Consider the following 21,162-nt stretch of genomic DNA (forward strand, 5'->3'; position numbering starts at 1 on the left):
TCAAGGCGTGTTTCGAGGGCTGTTCCTTTCCTGTTCCCAACCCCCGCCCAGTGCCAGAAACAGATCGATCTGCCCCATGGCCACCTGGGTATTGGCCGCTGCCATCTGTGCGCGTACATCGGTGTAGGTGCGTGTCGCCTGCAGATCCGCCAGGAACGAGGCGCGGCCAGCCTTGTAGAAGCGGTGGGTCTGTTCGGCAGCTTCCTGTGCCGACTGTTCGGCCTCTTTCAGGGCATCGCGGCGATCCAGCAGAGCGGTGTATTTCGCCAGGCCGGTCTGGGTTTCGCGAATGGCATTGAGCACCACGCCATCGAAGCGCGCCAGTGCGGCCTGGGTCGAGGCTTCGGCCTGATGGATACGTGCCCGTGAGCCGTTGGACGGCACGGTCCAGTTCAGCAACGGGCCGAAGCCCCAGCGGTTGGCGGCCGGTTTGCCGAGGTTTTCGAGAATGCCGATGCTGCCCACGGTTGCGCCTATGCTGATGTCCGGGTACAGCTCGCCCGTGGCGACGCCGATCTGCGCGGTGGCCATGGCCAGGTGCCGCTCCGCCTGACGCACATCGGGACGGCGCTTGAGCAGGGCGGCGCCATCGCCCACCGGCATGACTTGCGCGATATGCGGCAGTTCGTTGCAGGTGCTGACGCCAGCTGGCAGTTGCTCCACGGGCCTGGCCAGCAGCATCGACAGGCGGAACAGCCCGGCCTGACGCAAGGCCTGATAGCGGGGCATTTCGGCACGCAGGGATTTGAACTGGGTCTGGGAGCGGGTGACCTGGGTTTCATCGCCACGTCCGGCATCGCGCAGGCGCTGGTTGAGGGTCACGCTCTGCTGTTGCAGATCCAGCGACTCCTGAGCGATGTGCAACTCTTCATTGGCGGCGCAGATCTGCGTATAGGCCCGCACCACATCGGCGACCAGGGTAATGCGTGCGGTATCGGCTGCGGCCTGGCTGGCATCGACATTGGCCTGGGCCGCTTCGATGCCGCGCTGCAAGGTGCCGAACAGGTCGAACTGATAGGAGGTGGTCAGCCCCACATCGCCGACATTGGCCACCGGCACCTTGTCGGCCAGCAGAAAGGCCTCGCCCGATTCCTGCAGGCGTTGGACTCCCAGGGTGGCGCTGTTGGTGAAACCGCCTGCGGCCTGGGCTTCAGCTGTCTGGTAGCGGGCGCGCTGGAGGTTGGCGGCGGCGATTCGCAGGTCGGTGTTGGAGGCCATGGCCTGTTGCACCAGTTCATCGAGTCGCGGGTCCTGATACAGACGCCACCAGTGTTCCGGCACTGGTGCCGAAACGGTATTGACTGAACGGCCCGCCAGTTCGCCTTGCAGGTCCGGACGATTGATGGCGCTGTCCTTGGGCAACTGATAATCGGGGCCGACCATCTGGCAGGCCGACAGCAGCAAGCCCAGGCCCAGCGTGGCCATGTGTGTGGCGTGTTTCATTGTGCCGCTCCCTGACGGTCGTCGATGATCGAGACCGTCGCCGTGCGCCCGGCGATCATGCGGAAGTCCGCAGGCACTTCGTCAAAGGCGATCCGCACCGGGATGCGCTGCGCCAGACGCACCCAACTGAACGCCGGGTTGACGTTGGGCAGCAGGTTCGAGCCGCTGGTGCGGTCGCGGTCTTCGATACCGGCGACGATGCTCACCACATGGCCGGTCAGGCGGGCGTTGTCGCCGATCACGCGGATGTCCACGCTCTGGCCGATATGGATGCCATCGAGCTTGGTTTCCTCGAAGTAGCCGTCGATATGGAAGGAGGCTGTGTCGACCACCGACAGCACGGCATGGCCTGCGCTCACGAACTCGTGGGGACGCGGCGCACGGTCGTTGAGGTAGCCGTCCACGGGGCTGCGGATCACCGAGCGATCCAGGTTCAGTTGCGCAGCGTCAACCGCCACTTTGGCTTCATTGAGTGCCGACAGGGCACGGGCTTCACGGGACTGGCTCTCTTCCAGTTGCTCGCGGGCCACCAGATTGCCCAGGCCCTTGTTGCGCCTGTTCTCGCGACGCGCCTGTTCCCAGGTTTCCTGGCGTTCGGCAACCGTTGCCTGGGCCTGACGCAGGGCCAGCCGGAAGCGGTCCTGATCGATGGTGAACAACACCTGGCCCTTGCTGACCTGCTGGTTGTCGCTGACTTCGACTGTCTGGATCAGGCCGGAGACGTCCGGAGCGATCTGCACGATGTCGGCGCGGATATGGCCGTCCCGGGTCCAGGGCGCATACATGTAATACATCACCATGCGCCATACGACGACGCTGGCCAGCAGTACAACGAGCAGGGTCAGGACCACACGGCCCAATGTCAGTAATGGTTTTTTCATGTCATCAGGTATCGACTGAGAGTATCCACGCCGCCGAGCAACAAAGCGTATAGACCTACATTGAACAAAGCCCGGTGCCATACCAGGCGGTAGAAGTGGGCGCGCGACAGCAGTGCATGCACGCCCAGAAACAACAGATAGGCGATGCCCATGATCGCCAGAAAGGTGGGCACGAAGATGCCGCTGATATCCAGATCACCAATCATAAAGGCGCTCCATCGATGCCATAGGGCGGTTGTTCGGTGCTTTCCCCGGCAACGCTGACGATCTCGACCCCCGGCAGCAGCGCCAGGCGCAGGCCGCTCAGGGCATGCAGCAGGTGAATGCGCGCCGGGTCTTGGCCCATCCATTGAGCGGTGAGCGAGCGGCGCGCCCGGTCCATGGTCATCAGCAGCCCCTTGGGCGCAGGCAGGCGCTCATCGGCCTTGATGCAGGCCTTGAAATAGCTGCCGACTTCATCCACCACCTGATTGAGCAAGCCCTGGGCAACGACTGTGGCTCGTGGCGTATAGGCCCGCAGATCGAGGATATTGAGGGCGACCCGCAGTTCGCGCAGGGCAATGCCCGAATCCTGCGCGGTGATGGTCAGACGCGGCAGTTGCTGCATCAGACGGTCGAGCATCTGCACGCCCATGTGCCGGTGTTCGGCCAGGGTGGCGGGTTTGCTCAGGCTTACGATGTCACGCCAACTGAACCGGATCAGACGCTTGAGCGCCAGTTCGACGCCGAACGGGCGGAACACCAGGGTCCAGATAAAGGCGAACAACAACCCGGCAGGACCTGCCAGATTGGCGTTGAGGAAGTTCAGAAAGTCGGCGTCATAAGCGCTCTGAATGCTGATGAAGGACGAGGTGTTGACGATGGTCAGCAGAGTGCCGAGGAAGAAGCGCGGCTGCACGGTGAGGGTGCCGACGCAGATAAAGGGTACGGCAAAGGCCAGTACCAGCATCGGGAAATCATGCAGGTTGGGCAGCACCACGAACAGGTACAGGCTGGCGAACACCACTGATAGCAAGGTCCAGAAAAAGAACCGGTAGATCTGCGGCGCCGGGTCGTCCATGGCGGCAAAGAAGCTGCAGGACACCGCTGCCAGGGCCACGGCACTGGCACCGTCTTTCCAGCCCAGCAGAATCCACAGCATCGAAGCGACGATAATTGCCAGCACCGTCGAGGTCACCGAATACAGCATCAGGCCGCGATCCAGAAAGGGCGTGAGCCGGCCCAGCCGCCAGTGCCGGTAGACGGCGCGCCAGGGCGTTTGATCGTCGGTGTCGATGGCGTATTGCAAGGTGCGGCAGTCCAGCCACAGGTCGATCCATTCGCCCAGCCGGTACAGCGCATTGGAGAGCAGCAGTTGTTCCCGTTCATCCAGTTGCTCGGAGGCGGGTTGCAGGCGCTCCAGTTCGCGATGCAAGAATTGCCATTGTTCCAGTTGCGGGCCGTGGGCGGTGTTGTGCAGCCAGTTGCGGGTTTCCACCAGCAGCGGCGAGAGGCTGGCCAGCAGTTCCGGGGTGCGGCGTTCAAGTGCCCAGAGCGCGTCGTCCAGGGCATCGATCACCGGCAGCAGATGAATCATGCGGCCGCGCAGTTCCATGGCGTTGCGCACGGTCTGCTTGCGGGTGCCTTCATGGCTCAACTGGCTGATGATCAGTTCCAGCGAGTTGAAGCTGCCGACCATGGAGTTGCGCAGCGCGCCGACTTCTTCGGCCCGGGCACTGCGCCCCAGGAACCGGTCGCTGTAGGCGCTGGCGTCGCGAAACCATTGTTCAGTGGTGCTCTGGAACACCGGCTTCAGGCGACGCGGCCAGAACATGGCGCCGACCACGGCAGCACAGATGATGCCCAGGAAAATCTCTTCGGTACGCGAGACGGCAATCTCGAAAACCGCTTGCGGGTTGTCCACCACCGGCAGGGAAATCAGCGGCATGGTGTAGCCGGCCAGCATCAATGCGTAGCTGTTGGCGGTGCGCAGGTGCAGGGAAAGAAACAGCAACGTGCCGGTCCACAGGCCGATCACGATCGCCAGCAGCAAAGGTGTCTGCACAAAGACCGGCACCAGCAATACCGAGGCGGCAGCACCGGCCAGTGTTCCCAGTGCGCGATACAGGGCTTTGGAACTGGTAGGGCCAACGAACGGGCTGGAAACGATATAGACCGTCGCCATGGCCCAGTAAGGCCGCGGCATTTCCATGATCAGCGCGATATACAGCGCCAGCATGGCAGCGGCGAAGGTGCGCACGCCATAGAACCAGTCGCGCGCTGGCGGAAAACCGGCGAAGAAACCGTTCACGACTGACCTGCATTGTCGGGGTGAGCCGCATCGGCGAAAGCCTTGCAGACGCGCAAGGTGGCTTCAAGGTCGGCAGTGTCGATGCCCTTGAACACCTCGGCGCGCAGGCGCGTCAGTTCCAGTTCGATCGCCCCGGCCAGCCTGCGACCGTCTTCGGTCAGGCTCAGGGCCTTGGCGCGTCGGTCGCTGGGGTCTTCGGTACGGCAGACGATGCCGGATGCGCAAAGCTGATCCAGCAGACGCACCAGGGTCGGGCTTTCCATACCGGCGGCCTGGGCCACTTTCACCTGATGCACGCCGTCGCCCAAACGCGCAATGGCCAGCAGCGGGCCGGCGCAGGCTTCGGAGATGCCATAAGTGGACAGCGTGGCATGGCAGATGCGCCGCCATTGGCGAGAGGCGGCGACCACGCCGCTGCTGATGGCTCTGTGGAGTGAATCGAGTGACATGGAAAACCGGATATTTAGTTAGGGACGATATTGTTAGTGAGGATATTAATAGCTTGCTAACTAATAATATCCTGTAACAAAGTCTTTCCGTCAACCGTAAATTTCCGGAAGGTGGTGGCGCTGTACCTCAATGGCCGGTCTGGACCTGATGGATCGGCAGCACGACCCTGAAGGTGGTACCGATCCCCAACTGGCTGGTAACGCCGATGCTGCCGCCATGTTTCTTGACGATGCCGTAGGAAAGCGACAGACCCAGCCCCGTGCCTTTGCCCACAGGCTTGGTGGTGAAGAACGGGTCGAAGATGCGCTGCATGACCTGCGGCTCCATGCCCGAGCCATTGTCGGCCACCTCCAGCCAGACATTTTCGCCTTCCTGACCACTGCGGATGACGATCTGCCCGCGCTCGTCGCCGATGGCCTGGGCCGCATTGACCAACAGGTTCATGACCACCTGGTTGATCTGCGAGGGCAGGCACTCGATCTGCGGCAGGTCGCCGTACTCCTTGAGCACATCGGCCTTGTACTTGATTTCGTTGGCAGCGATGTTGAGCGTCGAGTCGATGCCCAGATGCAGATCGGCCCACTGCCATTGTTCGTTGCTGTCGACCCGGGAGAAGGCCTTGAGGTCTTTGACGATTTTCCCGGCGCGGTCGATGCCTTCCTTGGACTCACTGATCAACACCGGGATATCGTCGATCAGGTAGTCCAGCTCTATGCGCTCGCGCAGTTCGGCCAGCCGCTCCCGTTCCGGGCCTTGCCCAAGGCCCTGCTCGACCTCCCGGTAAGCCAGCAGCATTTCCCTGACCTGGACGAAATAGTTTTCCAGGGTGCCGAGGTTGGAAGAGATGAAGCCGATGGGGTTATTGATTTCATGGGCCACGCCGGCCGCCAGTTGCCCCAGCGAAGCCAGTTTTTCCGACTGCACCAGCTGGCTTTCCAGATGTTTGCGCTCGTCGATCTGATGTTGCAGTTCTTCACTGGTGCGGGTCAGTTCTTCGGTGCGCTGTTCCACCAGTTGTTCGAGCCGGTCCATCTGCACCGACGCCAGCTCGGTCATTTCCCATTTGGTGGTGAGCACATTGGCCAGTTGCTGGACTTCAATGTCGTTGAAGGGCTTTTTGCGGGTCAACAGCCGCTCATGGCCTTGCAGGCGATCAATCAGGGTTTCCCACGAATAGTCGGCTTGTGCGGTACAGATCACCACCTGCAGGCGCGGGTCGATCTGCCAGAGTTTTTCGATGACTCGCGCATCTTCCGCCAGATGCATGTCGACAAAGGCCAGCGCATAGGGCTCGTCGTCATCCAGCGCCTGTTGCGCCCTGAGCAGGCCGTCTTGCGCGTCGTATACGCAGTCGAGCAGGTAGTGGTGAGTGATGATCGGCATGTCGTTGCCGAACAGGGCCGCCTCGATCAGGTAAAGATCCGTCTGGCCGCTGCTGTCCGGGACCAGAGCCTTGCGAAAATCTTCGTGAGTGGCGGGGGTGCTGTCTATCAGGAGAATGCGTCGGTTGGACAGGATTTTCATGGCACACCTGCGGCAACGGTCGAGTGGATGACAGGAAGCGTCCCTGACTGACTTGAGCATAGCGCCATGCATGAGCTTTCATCGGAAATAATTGCAAAGTGCCACTATTTTTCAATATCCCGCTATGCTCAAGACAGGATCGAAGCGCATGATGATCTGGCACTTGAAAAGAAAAATGTGCCACTACCGCCGAGCGAGGTACTCGCGATGGACGACAAGTCTGTTTCTGCCGGTGCATACAAACCGAACGTGCTTCTGGTTGACGACGAGGAACTGATTCTCAGCAGCCTGCGCCGTCTGCTGAGGACCCAGGGGTACACCATTCACTGCGCCACCAGCGGCGAAGAAGCCCTGAACATCATGGCGCAACATCCCATCGACCTGGTGATGAGCGATGCGCGCATGCCGCACATGGACGGCTCCACGCTGCTGGCCCGTATCCATGCGCTCTATCCCGGCACCATGCGCTTGCTGCTCACCGGTTATGCGGATCTGGACATGATCGTCAAGGCGATCAACGAAGGCGGCATTCATCGCTATATCAGCAAACCCTGGAATGACGAAGACATGCTGCTGACCTTGCGTCAGTCCCTGGCCCATCAGCATTCCGAGCGCGAGCGGCAACGGCTCGAACAACTGACCCACGACCAGAACGAAGCGCTGCAACTGCTCAATGCCACTTTGGAAAAGCGCGTGCTGGCGCGCACGTCCGAGGTGCAGCAGACCGCCGACATGCTCGATCTGGCCTACGACGAACTCAAGCACAGCTATGCCACCAGCACCGAACTCTTCTCATTGCTGGTCAATCAGCGCCTGCCTGCGGACAAGCAGACCAACCGGCAGATCATCGATCTGGTGCGTACTTACTGTCAGGTTCACGGGCTGGATGAGGTCAGTCGACGCGACCTGTGCATGGCGGCCGCGCTGCACAATATCGGCAAACTCGCCTGGACTGACAACATGATCGGCGCGCCTGCCGATCAGCTCTCCCACACCGAGCGTGAACGCTATCGGGACTATCCGAAGCAGAGCGAAGCCTTGCTCATGACCCTGGACCCGATGCGCGATGCGGCCCGCTTGATCCTGCACCATCAGGAGCGCTGGGACGGCACGGGGTTTCCTGACCGGCTCAAGGGCGAGGCGACTCCCTTCGGTTCGCGCCTGCTCAAGCTGGCCGTGGATTTCATCGAGCTGCAGCATGGCCTGATCATTCAGCGGCGCATGAACAGCGACGAAGCGCTGGTGTTTATCCGTCAGTACAGCGGGCGCTGGTACGACCCTGGCCTGCTGGAAGGGTTCATCAAGGCCTGCGCGGTCTACCGCTCCGATATCACCCTGGGCGACCCGTTGGTCAAGGCCATGAAACCCCGTGAGTTGAGTGCAGGCATGGTGCTGGCCCGTAACCTCAACGCCGATAACGGCATGCTGCTGCTCAATGCCGGCAAGGTGCTCAGTGAACTTCTGGTCGAGAAGCTGATTGCCTTCGAGGAAATGGAAGGCGCGACTTATACCGTGTTTATCCGTCTGCCCGAACCGGTCCTGTCTCCCGCGAAAATTACGCTTCCTGCGTAGGAGCGGATCGGGCGGCGCTCCCCCAAATGCGCCTCCAAAGGCCGATGAACGGTCGTCAGGACAGTCCTGGCTTTGAAAAGTGCCTCGATTCCTGAAAATAATTGCTACCGTTCGTCGGCAATTTTTCGAAAAAAATGCCCGCTCCGGAGGTTGTCATTCAAAAAAATGACGCGCTCCGCTTTTGACCATTTCCAAATAAATCGCCGCTTAGAACAAAAAAACCATTTGTCAAACTTTCAATACAAATAACATCAAAATAGTGGCTTTAGGGGTTTTATGACTTTCTTTTGACGCCAATATGCCGTGGGTCGATGTTTAAAAAATAAACGATTCAGCCGATAGTCAGGACGAATCCAACGGGCGCCAAACGCCCGTTCCAGAGCCATCCTGCCGGTGCCATGGCGCACCTTGCGAGCAACCCCATGATCGACCTCGCCACCTGGAATCTGTCCGTACCTGTCGGGACACCAGCCACTACCATCGACACCCCGAAACTCATGGGTGGCTATCAGGATGGTTATTTCCGTTCAGGCAATACTCTGTTTTTCTGGGCACCGGTCACCGGCTCCACCACGGAAAATGCCAAGTACCCGCGTACCGAGCTGCGCGAAACCACGGCAGATGGTCGAGCCCACAACTGGGCTTATTCGAGTGCGGACAATTTCCTGCGGGCGGCGCTGACAGTCAATCAGGTGCCATCGACCGGCAAGATCGTGATCGGCCAGATCCACTGCTACGGCAGCACCGAGCCGTTGCTTAAGGTCGAGTATCAGTACAAGGAAAAACTGCAGACCGGCAACATCGTCGCCAAGTTTCGGCGCAGCCCGGATGCCGAAATCGAAGTGATCATGATTGCCCAGGGTGTCCCGCTCAACGAGCGTTTCAGCTACAGCATCCATCTGACGCCCGCCGGGAGTCTCACGGTCAATGCCTACGATCATGTCTGGAATGCCAGCCTGGACTCGGCCTGGAGCACCAAACTGTTTTACTTCAAGGCCGGGGTTTATACCCAGGACAACACCGGCTACACCAACGAAGGCGGCGCAGCCACGTTCTACCAGTTGACCATCGCTCACGACAAGAAAGCCTGACCTGTAAATACCAGGCTGAAGCAGATCCTTCCGGCCTGGGGCTGTGCCACTTCGACGCGACCGCCATGCAAATGCATGATCGCCGCCACGATGGCCAGCCCCAGGCCGTTGGAATCGGAGCTTTCGTGGCGCGATGAGTCGCCACGGTAGAAACGGTCGAACAGCCGGTCCAGGGTTGCAGCGGGCAGTACAGGCCCCTGGTTTTCCACTTCGATCCGCTGTTCATGCCTGAGAGACACGACCCGTAGCAGAATCCGGCTGCCTTCGTCGGCATAGCGGATGGCGTTGGCCACCAGATTGCTCAAGGCCCGGCGCAGCAGGATCGGGTCGGCGTCCAGCTTGCCCTGGCCACTGGCATGCAGTTCCAGTTGCCGCTCTTCGGCCAATCCCTCGAAATAGCCCGTTACCCGTTGCAGCTCGTCCTGCAAGTGCAGCGGCTGACGTTCCAGAACCGCCTGGGCTTCGTCGGCGCGAGCCAGGAACAGAATGCTTTCCACCAGCCGTGAAATCCGCTCCAGTTCTTCGAGGTTGGAGGCCAGCAAGGCCTGGTAGTCATCGACGCTGCGGTTCTGGCGCAATGCGACCTGACAGTGCCCCATCAGCGAGCCCACCGGGGTGCGGATTTCATGGGCCAGATCGGCGGAAAACTGCGTCAGGCGCTGATAGCCGTCATCCAGCCGGTCGAGCATGGCATTGAAGGCGTCGCTTAGCTGTTGCAGCTCGACCGGCGTGTTCCGCGTATCGAGACGGTTATGCAGACTGGTCGGGGAGATCCCGGCCGCATGGGCTGCCATCTGGCGCAACGGGCGCAAGCCGCGTCGCAACAGCACATAGCCCAGCAAGGCTGTCATTACAAAGGTCAGTGTCATGGCGGCATAGATGCGCTCGCGGAAACTGGCGAGCATGGCCATTTCCTTGACCATCAGGTGCGCGGCCTGCAGGCGCAACTCCACGCCATTGGACATCGCCTGCACCGACGCCGCTCGCAGCGGCACGCCCTGCAGGCTCATGCCGCTGCGCAGGTCGCTGACACTGAGCGCCTGATCCTGAGCGACCGTTGGCAGTTCCGGCAGTGGCGCGCGTTGCGGGTTCACGGCAATCACCGGTGGCTTGCCCGGTTCGCCAATGATGAAAATGTCTTCTTCGCTGTCGAGCATGTTCTCGAACAACTGCGGGCTGGCCTTGAGGTTGTCCAGGGTCAGGTCATAGCGCAGCAGTTTGCGAAAGTGATCCAGCCGGGCGAGCACGGCATGGTCGCTGCGCTGCATGACGGTCTGCTTGATCGACTGATACAGATAAAGCCCCGCGCCGCCTACGGTGAACATCGCCACCAGCGCGAAGGCCATGGTCGAGCGCAGGGTCAGGGATGGCTGGCGTCCGGGTTGCATGGCCGTACCTCGCAGACGTAACCGATGCCGCGCACGGTATGGATGAGCTTGATCGGGTAGGGCAGGTCCACCTTGCTGCGCAGGCGCTTGATGGCCACATCCACCACATTGGTGTCGCTGTCGAAATTCATGTCCCAGACTTCGGAGGCGATCTGCGCCCGTGACAGCACATCGCCCTCGCGGCGCAGCAACAGATGTAGCAGGGCGAATTCCTTGTTGGTCAGGACGATGACCTGCTGCTGGCGGGTGACGCGGCGGCGCAGCAGGTCCAGTTCCAGATCGGCCAGATGGAAGTGATCGGCTTCACGGACCACGCCCCGCCGCAGGATGGTACGGATGCGCAACAGCAGCTCGGTAAAGGAGAAGGGTTTGACCAGATAATCGTCGGCACCCAGTTCCAGGCCGCGAATCCGGTCCTGCAATTGATCCCGTGCCGTGAGAAACAGCACCGGCACATCCTGTTTTGCGCGCAGCACCTCGATGATCTGCCAGCCATCGATACCGGGCAGCATCACGTCCAGTACGATCAGGTCGTAGTGGTTTTCCAGCGCCATGTGCAGGCCATCGGCGCCGTGTTGGGTCCAGTCGACCTGATAGCCGGATTCGCCGAGGCCCTTTTTCAGGTACTCGCCGGTCTTGGTGTCGTCTTCAATCAGCAGGATATGCATGGTGAGGCTGGCTACACTCTGGCAGGCGCCTTCAGTCGCGCCGGTGTCGGCAGTCTAACCAGTTGCCAGCGGCGAGTCGGTTACATTTTTGTCATTGATCGGCCGGTTTCGTGAATGACAAAAATGTCATGGGCAAGTCATTTTGCAGTACCGGTAGCGGAGCAATGATGGCGCTTCATTCAATCTGTCAGGGAATAACCGATGAAGACTGCGCTTTCCACTACCTTCGGCCTGCTGTTGCTCAGTGCCGCTGCCATGACTCAAGCCGCCGATCTGCCGGTGGTCAAACCGATGCGTGGCACGGTCGAGAGCCTGCAGGCCGACACCTTGAACTTCACCACCCGTGCCGGTCAGCACCAGAGTATTCAACTGACCGAAAAGACCGGTATCCGTCTGGTTTCCAAGGCCGATCTGGACACTATCAAACCGCAAAGCTTCGTCGGCTCGGCAGCCATTCCCCAGGCTGACGGCACGCTCAAGGCCCTGGAAGTCACGGTGTTCGAAGCCAGCCTCAAAGGCAGCGGCGAAGGCCACTACGGCTGGGAAAATGCCGATGGCAGCACCGGCACCATGACCAACGGCACGGTGGGCACCTTGTCCAAGGCCAATGGCCGTACCCTGAGCGTGCTTTACAAGGGCGGCGAGAAACAACTGGTGGTCCCGGAAGATGTGCCGATTGCCTATGTCGAACCGGGCCAGCGCAGTGAGTTGAAAGCGGGCGCGAAAATCGTGCTGTTCCCCGCCGATGACGGCAAGTCCGCCCGCGGGATTGCGGTTGGCAAGGATGGGTATACCCCGCCGATGTAACTGATACATGGCGTGAATGCCGATCAGTCAAGGCATACCTGTTACTTGGGGGAGGGGCCTTGGCCGCGACAGCTTTCAGTTCAGGCCCTGAAAATATGTTGCCTGTAAGCAAATTGTCGCGGCCAAGGCCCCTTCCACGGTGGCCCAGTCACCTGCTTTTTGAAATCAGCCCGGCATTACTCCCATGGCTCGGTCAACTTCTGAGAGAACAATCATGAAAACCCGTCCCATTCATCCCTGGCCGGTGCGCCTGACCCATTGGGTCAATGCGGTGGGCATGGTCTGCATGTTCATGAGCGGCTGGGGGATTTATAACGCTGCGCCGCTGATGGCTTTTACCTTCCCCAAATCGTTCACCCTCGGCGGCTGGCTGGGTGGTTCGATTGCCTGGCACTTTGCAGTGATGTGGCTGCTGGTGATCAATGGTCTGGTTTATGTGCTGTATGGCGTGTTCAGTCGCCACTTCAAACGTGACCTGTTGCCGGTACGTCCCGCCGAGGTGAAGCGCGATATCGCCGATGCCTTGCGCTTTCGTCTGGCGCATATCAAGGGCCGCTACAACGCCGTGCAACGCCTGATGTACTGGCTGGTGCTGGCCATGGGCGTATTGATAGTGCTGTCCGGACTGGCGATGTGGAAACCGGTGCAGTTTCAGGAACTGGCCAGCCTGATGGGCGGCTACGACGCTGCCCGCTGGGTGCATTTCGCCGCGATGTCGGCCATCGGTGCATTCGTCATCGTGCACCTGGCACTGGTCGTGCTGGTCCCGCGCACCTTGTTGCCCATGATTACTGGCGGGCGTCTGCCGGCTGAACACGGCAACTCCGGCCATGAATGAACCTCGTAAACCGCGCATCCGCCTGGAACCTGCGCAACAGAAACAACTGGTGGATATCCAGCGCCGCTCGTTCCTGCGCGCCGGGCTGACCGTGGGGGCCATGTCGATGCTGACCGGCTGCAATCTCCAGGATGGCGATCAGGTGGACAGGGCGCTGTGGGCCATGTCGCGCTGGAACGATCGGGTTCAGGCCTGGCTGTTCAGCGGCCAGAAACTGGCTCCGACCTACAGCAAGGCGCAGATCACCAACCCGTTCCCGTTCAATGCGTTCTACCCGGAATACAACGTGCCCGAAGTGGAGCTGTCCGACTATCGACTGGCGGTTTCGGGACTGGTGCGCGACAGGCAGCCATGGACCCTCGAAGCCTTGCGCAAGCTGCCGCAGCGCACGGATATCACGCGGCTGATCTGCATCGAAGGCTGGAGCGCGATAGGGCAGTGGGGCGGCGTGCCGCTCAGGACGTTTCTGGAATATATCGGGGCGGATACGACTGCGCGTTTCGTCGGTTTCAAGTGCGCCGATCGCTATTATTCGAGCCTGGATATGCCCACGGCCCTGCATCCACAGACCTTGCTGGCCCTGGACTTCGGTGACGTGGCCTTGCCGCCGGACTACGGTTACCCGTTGCGGGTACGGGTGCCCACCAAGCTGGGGTTCAAGAATCCCAAGCATATCGTCGAGATCTTCGTGAGCAACGAGAACCCGGGCGGGTATTGGGAGGATCAGGGGTATAACTGGTTCAGCGGGATTTGAGTAAGCAACCCGGCAGGAGCGCGCTTGCCCGCGACGACAATGGCTCAGACGACAAAAATGTATTGTCTGGACACTGATGGTCGCGGGCAAGCGCGCTCCTACCGTTATGTGAACAAGGGAACGATCAGTTCAGACCCAGCTTGCCGCGCAAGGTCGACAGGTCTTCGGCCAGTGTATTGACCGGACCGACCAGGGCCTTGCGGTCGTTTTCCTTAACCTTGTCATAGGTCTCGAAGCCGCCATCCTTGGTCTTGTACTTGGCCAGGATCTTGTCGACGGTGGCGAAGTTCTTGTCGACCTTGGTGGCGAAGGCCTTGTCCTGTTTCTCGATCTGCGGACGGAACAGGTCGACGATTTTCTTCGCACCGTCGATGTTGCCCTGGAAGTCATACAGGTCGGTGTGGCTGTAACGGTCTTCTTCGCCGGAGACCTTGGTGGCTGCGACTTCTTCCAGCAGGGCGGCAGCACCACCGACGACTTTCTCGGGCGGGAAGGTCAGGTCGGCCACGCGGGCTTGCAGGTCGTTCACGTCGGCCATCAGCTTGTCGGCAATCGGGCCCTGGTCCTGAATGGTGTTCTTCGAGAACAGGGCATATTCCAGACGATGGAAGCCGGTAAAGTCTTCGGCCTCGACACCTTGCTCGTGATCGTCGACACGGGAGTCGATGGACGCATCCAGATCACTGAACAGTTCGGCAATCGGCTCTACCGATTCGTAGTAGACCCGCGTCGGCGCGTACAGCTTCTTGGCCGTGGCGATGTCGCCTTTCTTGACGGCATCGGTGAACTCTTTGGTGTGGCTGACCAGTTCATCGATGTTTTCGGTGACGTAGATTTTGTAGTCCGAAACCGGGCCGACCAGATCCAGCGGCGCCGTGGCAGCGAACGCCGCCATCGGGGTCTGAAGCAGGCCAAGGGTCAGCAGCAAGGCCAGAGGCGTTTTTTTCATGGTTGTCTTCCGGGTCAGGTGATTGGAGGTCATGCGGTTTGGGCAGTCGCTGCGGCGGCCAGCAATGAGCGGCCGATAAAGTCCTTGTCGCTGGTCACGCCCGGCAGGGTGAAGAAATAGCCGCCGCCGAAAGGCTTGAGGTATTCCTCCAGCGGCTCGCCGTTGAGGCGGGTCTGCACGGTGATGAAGCCTTTTTCCAGGTCGCTCTGGTAACAGATGAACAGCAGGCCCATGTCGAGCTGGCCGTTCTTGTTGACGCCGTTGGAGTAGTTGAACGGGCGACGCAGGATCAGGTTGCGCTGGGTTTCGGGCGTGCGCGGGTTGGCCAGGCGAATGTGCGAGTCCAGGCGGGTCTTCTTGCCATGCGGGTCGGCTGCATAGTTCGGCACATCGCTTTCCACTTTGCCGTCCATGGGCGCACCGGTGCTTTTGGTGCGGCCAAAGATGGATTCCTGTTCCTGCAGGGGCGTGCGGTCCCAGCGCTCGACGAAGTTGCGGATGATCCGCACTGCCTGATAGCTGCCGTTGGCGGCCCAGGCGGGTTCGTCGCTGCCGGGCTGGACCCAGACCAGCTCGTTCATGGTCTTCTGGTTGTTGGAATCCGGGTTGGCCGAGCCGTCCCGGAAACCCAGGAAGTTGCGCGCGCTTTCCGCGGGCTGGCCCGGCTTTTTAGGCGCTTGCGCCGGAACCGTGCCTTCCTGCTTCCAGCGCACCAGCAGCAGGTCCGGCAGGTTCTTGACGATATCGCGCAGGGCGTGAATGTTGGTGTCCGGGGTGTTGGAGCAGAACTGGATACTCAGGTCGCCGTGGCAACTGCTGGCTTCCAGCGCATCGTTGGGGAAGCCCGTCATGCGGCTCAGGCGCTTGGGTTTGACGGCCGTCAGGCCAAAGCGCTCGTCGAACAGCGACTCGCCCACCGATACGGTGATGGTCAGGTTGTCGGGGGTGACCACCGGGCCAAGGATGCCGGAGTCCAGTGGCGGCAGTTTCGGATCGACTTCAGCCACCGGGCCGCCGGTCATCAGGAAGGCAATGCGCTCGTTGAGGGTTCGGAACATGCGCTCCAGGTCTTCACGGTCGGCAGCCAGCACATCGAAGGCGACCATCATGCCCGCCGCCGGACGCGGGTTGACGATGCCGTTCTGGTGAATGCCATGGAACGCATTGTGGTCCTGGGTCTTGTCGCTGTTCGGGGCCTCGGTGACCTGAGCGGTGGTGGCAGCCAAAGCGTTGCCGCTCAGGCTGCTGCCCGCCAGCGCTGCACCGGCGGCACCCAGCCCCAGCAGAACACGGCGACGCTGAGGGGAGTGGGGAGCGTTATCGGATTCCGGATTTTTCATCGTAGTCACTTGTTCACATCAGTCAGAGGTCGGAGAGGCCGAGGGCCGAATCGATGCCGTTGAGCGCATCGGCCAGGGCCCTGGCCTTGTCGGCGATTGCCTGGCGCTGTGCGGCATCGACCTGATCGTAAGGGCGGTAGCCGCTGTCGGTTTTCAGTGCCTTGAGTTGTTCATCCAGGGCCCCCAAGGTGCTGTCGAGGGTTTGCAGCAGAGCGCCTGCGCTCTTGGCCAGCAGCGGACGCAGCAGGTCGATGACCTTGCGGGTGCCTTCCAGGTTGGCGGCGAAACCATTGAGGTCGCTGTGGCTGTAGCGCTCCTCTTCGCCCTTGCTGCGCACCTCGGCCAGACTGCGCATGTTGCGGGCAAGGATCTCGGCCAGTTGCTCGGGTGCCAGGGTCTGCGCCAGCAGTTGCTGCTTCAGACTGGCGACATCGGTTTGCAGACGCTGCGCCACGGGTGTCAGGCCTTCGGTACTGCGCTTCTCGAACAGTCCGTACTCGATGCGGTGGAAGCCGCCGAAGCCGGGGTCCTGCTCGCGTTTTTCGTAGTAGTCGGCCCGGGCGTTGATGGCGTTGTCCAGTTCCGCCAGACGCTGCGAGGCAGGGGCAATGCGCTGATACAGCGTGCGGGCCGGGGTGTAGGCGGCTTGCGCTGCGCTCAGGTCACCGGCCTCGATGGCCTGTTGCAAGGTGGTGACGGCCTTGATCAGCGCCGAGCTTTGCTGGCTCAGGTACACGCGGTATTCGGACAGCGGGCCGATAAACGCCACCATCGACGGACGCGCCTTGGCTCGTGCCTCGGACTCGGCCGTCGGGGTGACATGCAGGGTGCCCCGCGGGTTGCTCAGCAGGCCGCAGGTGATGGCGTAGTCGCCGGGCTGCAGGTTGGCGTTGATCACCTGGCTCAGGCCCGGCGCAATGTTTTCCCGCTCTTCCACCACCAGCACGCCGTCGAGGATTTCCCATTCCACGGCACGTTCGGAGCGGTTGACGATGCGAAAGGCGTTCTTGCCGGCAGGCACGGTCAGCGTATCGGGATCGCAGTTGTGGGCGTGGATGTTGACCACGGTTTCATTGCCGCTGTTGGCGGCGCGTTTTTTCGAGGCCACCTGCGAGGCGTAGTAGAACAGCCCACCGGCAGCGATCATCAGGATCACGGAGCCGGCGACTGCCAGTCGCAAGGCGCGGGGAGGCCTGGCTTTCCCGGAAAGCTCAGAGGAAGGGTTCGACATGTAGGCCCTTATTCGTTCGTGACGGAAGTGGGGGAGCGTTGCGGTTTTTCTGCCGTGGAGTGAGGCAGGAAGAACAGCACCAGCGCACCGATCAGGTAGATCAGGTAAGCGCTCAGGGTGCTGACGGTCGGCGCATCCTGATAACCGAACATGCCGGCCAGCACCGAGCCGAGCGGGCCGTCCATCGGCAGGGTCGCGCTGAAATCGATGACCACATCCTGCAAGTGATTCCACACCCCGGCTTCATGCAGTGCCTGCACGGAGTTGGACAGAATTCCGGCGGCTACCACCAGGATGAACAACCCGGTCCAGCGGAAGAACAGGCTCAGGTTCAGGCGCATGCTGCCGCTGTAGATCGCCACGCCGAAACCGATGGCCAGCAGCAGGCCGAGCAGGGCACCCAGGGGCGCGCTGGAACCTTCGCTCTGCTGGAAGACGGCGAGCAGGAAGAAAACGGTTTCCAGTCCTTCCCGGGCCACGGCGAAGAACACCATGGCGATCAGGGCGTAAGTCTGGTTTTTCGAGCCGGCGAGGGCGGCGTCCAGCGAGGCATGCAGGGCGTGCTTGATGGAGCGCGCCACCTTGCGCATCCAGAACACCATGGAACTGAGGATGCCCACGGCCACCAGACCGACGATGCCCTCGAACAGCTCTTGCTGCTTTTGCGGAAATTCGGCGCTCATCAGCTCAAGGCCACCGCCGACGAACAGGGCCAGGGCCGCGGCGAGGAAGACACCGATCCACACCGCAGGCATCCACTCGCCGCGGCCGGTCTGTTTCAGGTAACTGGCGATGATGCCAACGATAAGCGCGGCTTCAATGCCTTCGCGCAGCATGATCAAAAACGGAACAAGCATGGTTCACCGGGGTAAAGGCTTCGGGGTGAGGTGTTTCAGCGAGCTGTATGGCTGAAACAATAAGTAACATAATGATACTCATTCCCGAATGAGAGCCAGTTGTTTTTCCGGTGATGCCTATGCTGTTCAGGTTGGGTTCAGGTAAAGAATCAATGAGTCACTGTGTCGGAGGCAGCTTTCTGGCGACTTCACGCAGACGCAGAATATCTGCCGGTTTCAGGCCTTCTTCGCCAGCAAGCTGCCTCCCGCAACTGATCGGTATTTCAATCCGGCGAGCAGCAACCCAGTTCTTCAAGGATGCGATACGCCAGGCGAACCCGCGCTTCATTGGGGTAATTCTTGTTGGCCAGAATCACGATGCCGAGCTTCTTCCCGGGCACAAAAGCCACGTATCCGCCAAAGCCATTGGTCGAGCCGGTCTTGTTGATCCAAACGTCCTGCTGTGGCTTCAAGGGCGGGTTCAAGGCACTGGCGGGCTGGGTTTCGTAGGCCATCTTGCTGGAGTTACCTTCTGACAGCGTCTCCAGCTTGACGGGGAGTGTGTACTGCTCCCAGATCAGGTCCTGAGTCATGCTGCCTGATCTGAAATAGCCGGTCCGGGTATCCGCGAGTGCGCGTTGCAGTGCAGGTGTGGTCTGCACAAGGCCCATGTTCGCTTCGACAAAACGGATCAGGTCACCGCTGCCGGACTTCATGCCATAGGCTTCGGCGGCCAGTACGCCGGGGTTGAGCCTTACCGCTTCGTCCTGCTTGTTGTAACCCTGTGCATAGTAGGACTGTCGGTTGGCGGGCACATCAAGGTAGCTGTTGGTCATGCCGAGAGCCGGAAACAGATGCTGCTCCATCGCCGTATTGAACGGCATCTTCATGCTGCTGGCTGCGATCATGCCCAGTAGACCAATGCTGGGGTTGGCGTAGCTGCGATGTGCGCCGGGCAAATATTGCGGTTGCCAGGCCTTGAAGTAACTCAGCATCTGCCCGTTGTCCCGTATTGCATCGGGAAACTGCAGGGGAAAACCACCGGCGGTATGGGTGCCCAGATGAAAGAGCGGCACCTTGCCCAGGCGGCTGTCGTACAACTGGGGCACATAGGTGTCGATGCTGTCGGTCAGGGAAAGCTGGCCGTTGGCTTGAGCCCAGGTGGCGAGGGTCGCAGTGAAAAGCTTGCTGAGCGAGCCCAGTTCAAACAGCGTGTCGTTGCTGATCTTTGCCTGGCTGTCTCTGGAAGCAATCCCGTAGTCATAGAAGCGCCGCTGGCCATTGTCGGTGATGGCAATGGCCATTCCCGGGATGTTGTACTGCTGCATGAGGCTCTGGACTTCGGCGTCCACGGTCTTGTCCAGAGCTGGTGTTTCGCCTTGGGCAAAGGCCGTGCTGCCGATGATGAGCAGCAGTGCCGATGCAACGCATGTCTGGGTCCATTGCATTGAAACGTCCTCGTATTCGCTGAGGGAGCAGACCCTGGCATTTTGCAGGCCAGGGCTCAATAAACGTTCTTTCTCAAGATATGACCCATGTGTTTCAGGTCGCTCAACTGTCGTGGGCTCCTGCACGTTTGAGCAGTGTCTTGCAACGTTCGGACAGGTGTATCACGCGCAGGTGTTTCCCGGCATTGCTGTAGCGCTCGCGCAGGGTTTTCAGTGCGGCAATGGCCGAGTAGTCGACGAAGTTCAGATGGCGGCAGTCAACGGTGGTCTGCTGCGGATCATTGGCCGGGTCGAACTGGTTGAGAAAGCGTGTGGTGGAGGCGAAGAACAGCGTGCCATGCATCAGGTAGAGCTTGCTGCCGTCCTGTTCGAGATGCGTGTCGGCGTAAAGTTCGCGGGCCTGCTGCCAGGCAAAGTTGAGGGCGGCGATGATGACGCCGAACACGACGGCGGCCGCCAGGTCGGTGAGCACGGTGACAATGGTCACGGCGATGATCGCCAGCACGTCGTTCATGGGGATCTTGTGCAGCACCCGCAACGAGGCCCAGGCAAAGGTCTGCTGGGACACCACGAACATCACGCCCACCAGCGCCGCCAGCGGAATGCGTTCGATCAGCGGCGACAGGAACAGCACGAACATCAGGATCATCATGCCGGCCACCACGCCGGAAAGACGCCCACGCCCGCCGGAACTGAGGTTGATGGCGGTCTGGCCGATCATCGCGCAACCGCCCATGCCGCCGCAGAAGCCGGACGCCATGTTGGCCGCACCCAGGGCGATGCACTCGCGATTGGAGTGGCCGCGGGTTTCGGTGATCTCATCGGTGAGGTTCAGGGTCAGCAGGGTTTCCAGCAGACCCACGATTGCCATCAGCACGGCATAGGGCATCACGATCTGCAGGGTTTCCAGATTCCATGGCACGTCGGGCAAGGCCAGTGACGGCAGGCCACCGGCAATGTGCGCCATATCGCCCAGGGTGCGGGTCGGCAGTTCCAGCAGATACACCAGCAGACCGACGCTGAGAATCGCCACCAGCGCGGGGGGCACGGCACGGGTCAGGCGTGGCAGCAGGTAGACAATGGCCATGGTCAGGGCCACCAGCCCCAGCATCAGGTACAGGCTCTTGCCGCTGAGCCAGGCTGCGCCGCTCTTGAAGTGCTCCATTTGTGCCAGGGCAATCACAATCGCCAGGCCGTTGACGAAGCCGAGCATCACCGAATAGGGCACCATGCGCACCAGCTTGCCAAGGCGCAGCAGGCCGAAAGCAATCATGATCAGCCCGCCCAGCACCACGGTAGCCAGCAGATATTGCGCGCCGTGCTGCACCACCAGTGCCACGATCACCACGGCCATGGAGCCCGCCGCGCCGGAAATCATGCCCGGACGACCGCCGAACAGGGCGGTCAGGGTACAGATGATAAAAGCGCCATAAAGGCCCATCAGCGGGTTGAGATGAGCCACCAGGGCGAATGCGATGCACTCGGGCACCAGGGCGAAAGAAGTGGTGAGCCCGGCCAGGACTTCAGTGCGGATACGGAGTGGTTTCATGACTTACCTGAGGGCGAACGTACTGCGTCACAGCCGTCGGCATACAAAAGAAGGGCGCAGATGTTACGAAATATGCGTTTAACCGACCAGTTAAAAAGTCCTC

At 60.8% G+C, this 21,162-nt stretch carries 19 protein-coding genes; 5 read left to right on the forward strand and 14 right to left on the reverse strand.

The window, feature by feature from the left end; all coding sequences use genetic code 11:
* The 6 genes from JSY17_RS06270 to JSY17_RS06295 all read right to left on the reverse strand — a co-directional run bounded on the left by JSY17_RS06270 (position 1) and on the right by JSY17_RS06295 (position 6,588).
* Entirely contained in the window at positions 1 to 1,443 is a 1,443-nt protein-coding gene (locus JSY17_RS06270) for an efflux transporter outer membrane subunit (protein ID WP_206402036.1), read from the reverse strand.
* Complete coding sequence (locus JSY17_RS06275; RefSeq protein WP_117166678.1) at positions 1,440 to 2,324, reverse strand: efflux RND transporter periplasmic adaptor subunit; 885 nt, start codon at positions 2,322 to 2,324, stop codon at positions 1,440 to 1,442. Before JSY17_RS06275 ends, JSY17_RS06270 begins: the two co-directional genes overlap by 4 nt.
* On the reverse strand, positions 2,321 to 2,530 hold the full coding sequence (locus JSY17_RS06280) for a DUF1656 domain-containing protein (protein ID WP_117166677.1): 210 nt from the start codon (positions 2,528 to 2,530) through the stop codon (positions 2,321 to 2,323). The genes JSY17_RS06275 and JSY17_RS06280 overlap by 4 nt, the downstream gene beginning before the upstream one ends.
* On the reverse strand, positions 2,527 to 4,614 hold the full coding sequence (locus JSY17_RS06285) for an FUSC family protein (protein ID WP_206402038.1): 2,088 nt from the start codon (positions 4,612 to 4,614) through the stop codon (positions 2,527 to 2,529). The genes JSY17_RS06280 and JSY17_RS06285 overlap by 4 nt, the downstream gene beginning before the upstream one ends.
* Entirely contained in the window at positions 4,611 to 5,063 is a 453-nt protein-coding gene (locus tag JSY17_RS06290; protein WP_117166675.1) for a MarR family winged helix-turn-helix transcriptional regulator, read from the reverse strand. The genes JSY17_RS06285 and JSY17_RS06290 overlap by 4 nt, the downstream gene beginning before the upstream one ends.
* Positions 5,064 to 5,190: 127 nt before the next feature.
* Positions 5,191 to 6,588, reverse strand: coding sequence for an ATP-binding protein (locus JSY17_RS06295; protein ID WP_117185975.1), 1,398 nt, complete (start codon positions 6,586 to 6,588; stop codon positions 5,191 to 5,193).
* Between the two features lie 207 nt (positions 6,589 to 6,795).
* Here JSY17_RS06295 and JSY17_RS06300 point away from each other — a divergent pair, with 207 nt between their 5' ends.
* Both JSY17_RS06300 and JSY17_RS06305 read left to right on the forward strand, forming a co-directional pair.
* Complete coding sequence (locus tag JSY17_RS06300) at positions 6,796 to 8,160, forward strand: HD domain-containing phosphohydrolase (RefSeq protein ID WP_206402039.1); 1,365 nt, start codon at positions 6,796 to 6,798, stop codon at positions 8,158 to 8,160.
* Between the two features lie 422 nt (positions 8,161 to 8,582).
* A complete protein-coding gene (locus JSY17_RS06305) occupies positions 8,583 to 9,251 on the forward strand; it encodes a polysaccharide lyase family 7 protein (RefSeq protein ID WP_117185973.1) in 669 nt (222 codons plus the stop codon).
* Here the strand turns inward: JSY17_RS06305 and JSY17_RS06310 are convergent.
* Both JSY17_RS06310 and JSY17_RS06315 read right to left on the reverse strand, forming a co-directional pair.
* A complete protein-coding gene (locus tag JSY17_RS06310; RefSeq protein ID WP_206402040.1) occupies positions 9,233 to 10,639 on the reverse strand; it encodes a heavy metal sensor histidine kinase in 1,407 nt (468 codons plus the stop codon). The two genes, JSY17_RS06305 and JSY17_RS06310, sit on opposite strands and share 19 nt — an antisense overlap.
* Positions 10,612 to 11,307: a heavy metal response regulator transcription factor gene (locus JSY17_RS06315; protein ID WP_206402041.1), complete on the reverse strand. Its 696-nt coding sequence runs from the start codon at positions 11,305 to 11,307 to the stop codon at positions 10,612 to 10,614. The genes JSY17_RS06310 and JSY17_RS06315 overlap by 28 nt, the downstream gene beginning before the upstream one ends.
* Positions 11,308 to 11,508: 201 nt before the next feature.
* Between JSY17_RS06315 and JSY17_RS06320 the strand changes: the two genes are divergently transcribed.
* The 3 genes from JSY17_RS06320 (at position 11,509) to JSY17_RS06330 (ending at position 13,706) form a co-directional block, all read left to right on the forward strand.
* A complete protein-coding gene (locus JSY17_RS06320; RefSeq protein ID WP_117166671.1) occupies positions 11,509 to 12,114 on the forward strand; it encodes a hypothetical protein in 606 nt (201 codons plus the stop codon).
* A 214-nt stretch (positions 12,115 to 12,328) separates the two neighbouring features.
* Positions 12,329 to 12,952 (forward strand): cytochrome b/b6 domain-containing protein, encoded by a 624-nt coding sequence (locus JSY17_RS06325; protein ID WP_201014048.1) that lies wholly within the window; start codon positions 12,329 to 12,331, stop codon positions 12,950 to 12,952.
* On the forward strand, positions 12,945 to 13,706 hold the full coding sequence (locus JSY17_RS06330; RefSeq protein ID WP_117185970.1) for a molybdopterin-dependent oxidoreductase: 762 nt from the start codon (positions 12,945 to 12,947) through the stop codon (positions 13,704 to 13,706). Before JSY17_RS06325 ends, JSY17_RS06330 begins: the two co-directional genes overlap by 8 nt.
* 124 nt (positions 13,707 to 13,830) lie before the next feature.
* Here JSY17_RS06330 and efeO (JSY17_RS06335) read toward each other — a convergent pair whose 3' ends face one another.
* The 6 genes from efeO (JSY17_RS06335) to JSY17_RS06360 all read right to left on the reverse strand — a co-directional run bounded on the left by efeO (JSY17_RS06335) (position 13,831) and on the right by JSY17_RS06360 (position 21,059).
* On the reverse strand, positions 13,831 to 14,655 hold the full coding sequence (gene efeO, locus JSY17_RS06335) for an iron uptake system protein EfeO (RefSeq protein WP_206402042.1): 825 nt from the start codon (positions 14,653 to 14,655) through the stop codon (positions 13,831 to 13,833).
* Between the two features lie 29 nt (positions 14,656 to 14,684).
* A complete protein-coding gene (gene efeB / locus JSY17_RS06340; protein ID WP_206402043.1) occupies positions 14,685 to 15,995 on the reverse strand; it encodes an iron uptake transporter deferrochelatase/peroxidase subunit in 1,311 nt (436 codons plus the stop codon).
* Between the two features lie 22 nt (positions 15,996 to 16,017).
* Positions 16,018 to 17,226 carry an iron uptake system protein EfeO gene (gene efeO / locus JSY17_RS06345; RefSeq protein ID WP_206402044.1) on the reverse strand — a complete coding sequence of 403 codons (1,209 nt, stop codon included), beginning with the start codon at positions 17,224 to 17,226 and terminating at the stop codon, positions 16,018 to 16,020.
* Positions 17,227 to 17,234: 8 nt separating this feature from the next.
* Positions 17,235 to 18,083: an iron uptake transporter permease EfeU gene (efeU, locus tag JSY17_RS06350; RefSeq protein ID WP_117181218.1), complete on the reverse strand. Its 849-nt coding sequence runs from the start codon at positions 18,081 to 18,083 to the stop codon at positions 17,235 to 17,237.
* Positions 18,084 to 18,346: 263 nt separating this feature from the next.
* Positions 18,347 to 19,510 carry a class C beta-lactamase gene (gene ampC, locus JSY17_RS06355; protein ID WP_206402045.1) on the reverse strand — a complete coding sequence of 388 codons (1,164 nt, stop codon included), beginning with the start codon at positions 19,508 to 19,510 and terminating at the stop codon, positions 18,347 to 18,349.
* Between the two features lie 103 nt (positions 19,511 to 19,613).
* A complete protein-coding gene (locus JSY17_RS06360) occupies positions 19,614 to 21,059 on the reverse strand; it encodes a SulP family inorganic anion transporter (RefSeq protein WP_117185966.1) in 1,446 nt (481 codons plus the stop codon).
* Positions 21,060 to 21,162: the final 103 nt, after the last annotated feature.

Source organism: Pseudomonas capsici (assembly GCF_017165765.1).
GTDB lineage: Bacteria > Pseudomonadota > Gammaproteobacteria > Pseudomonadales > Pseudomonadaceae > Aquipseudomonas > Aquipseudomonas capsici.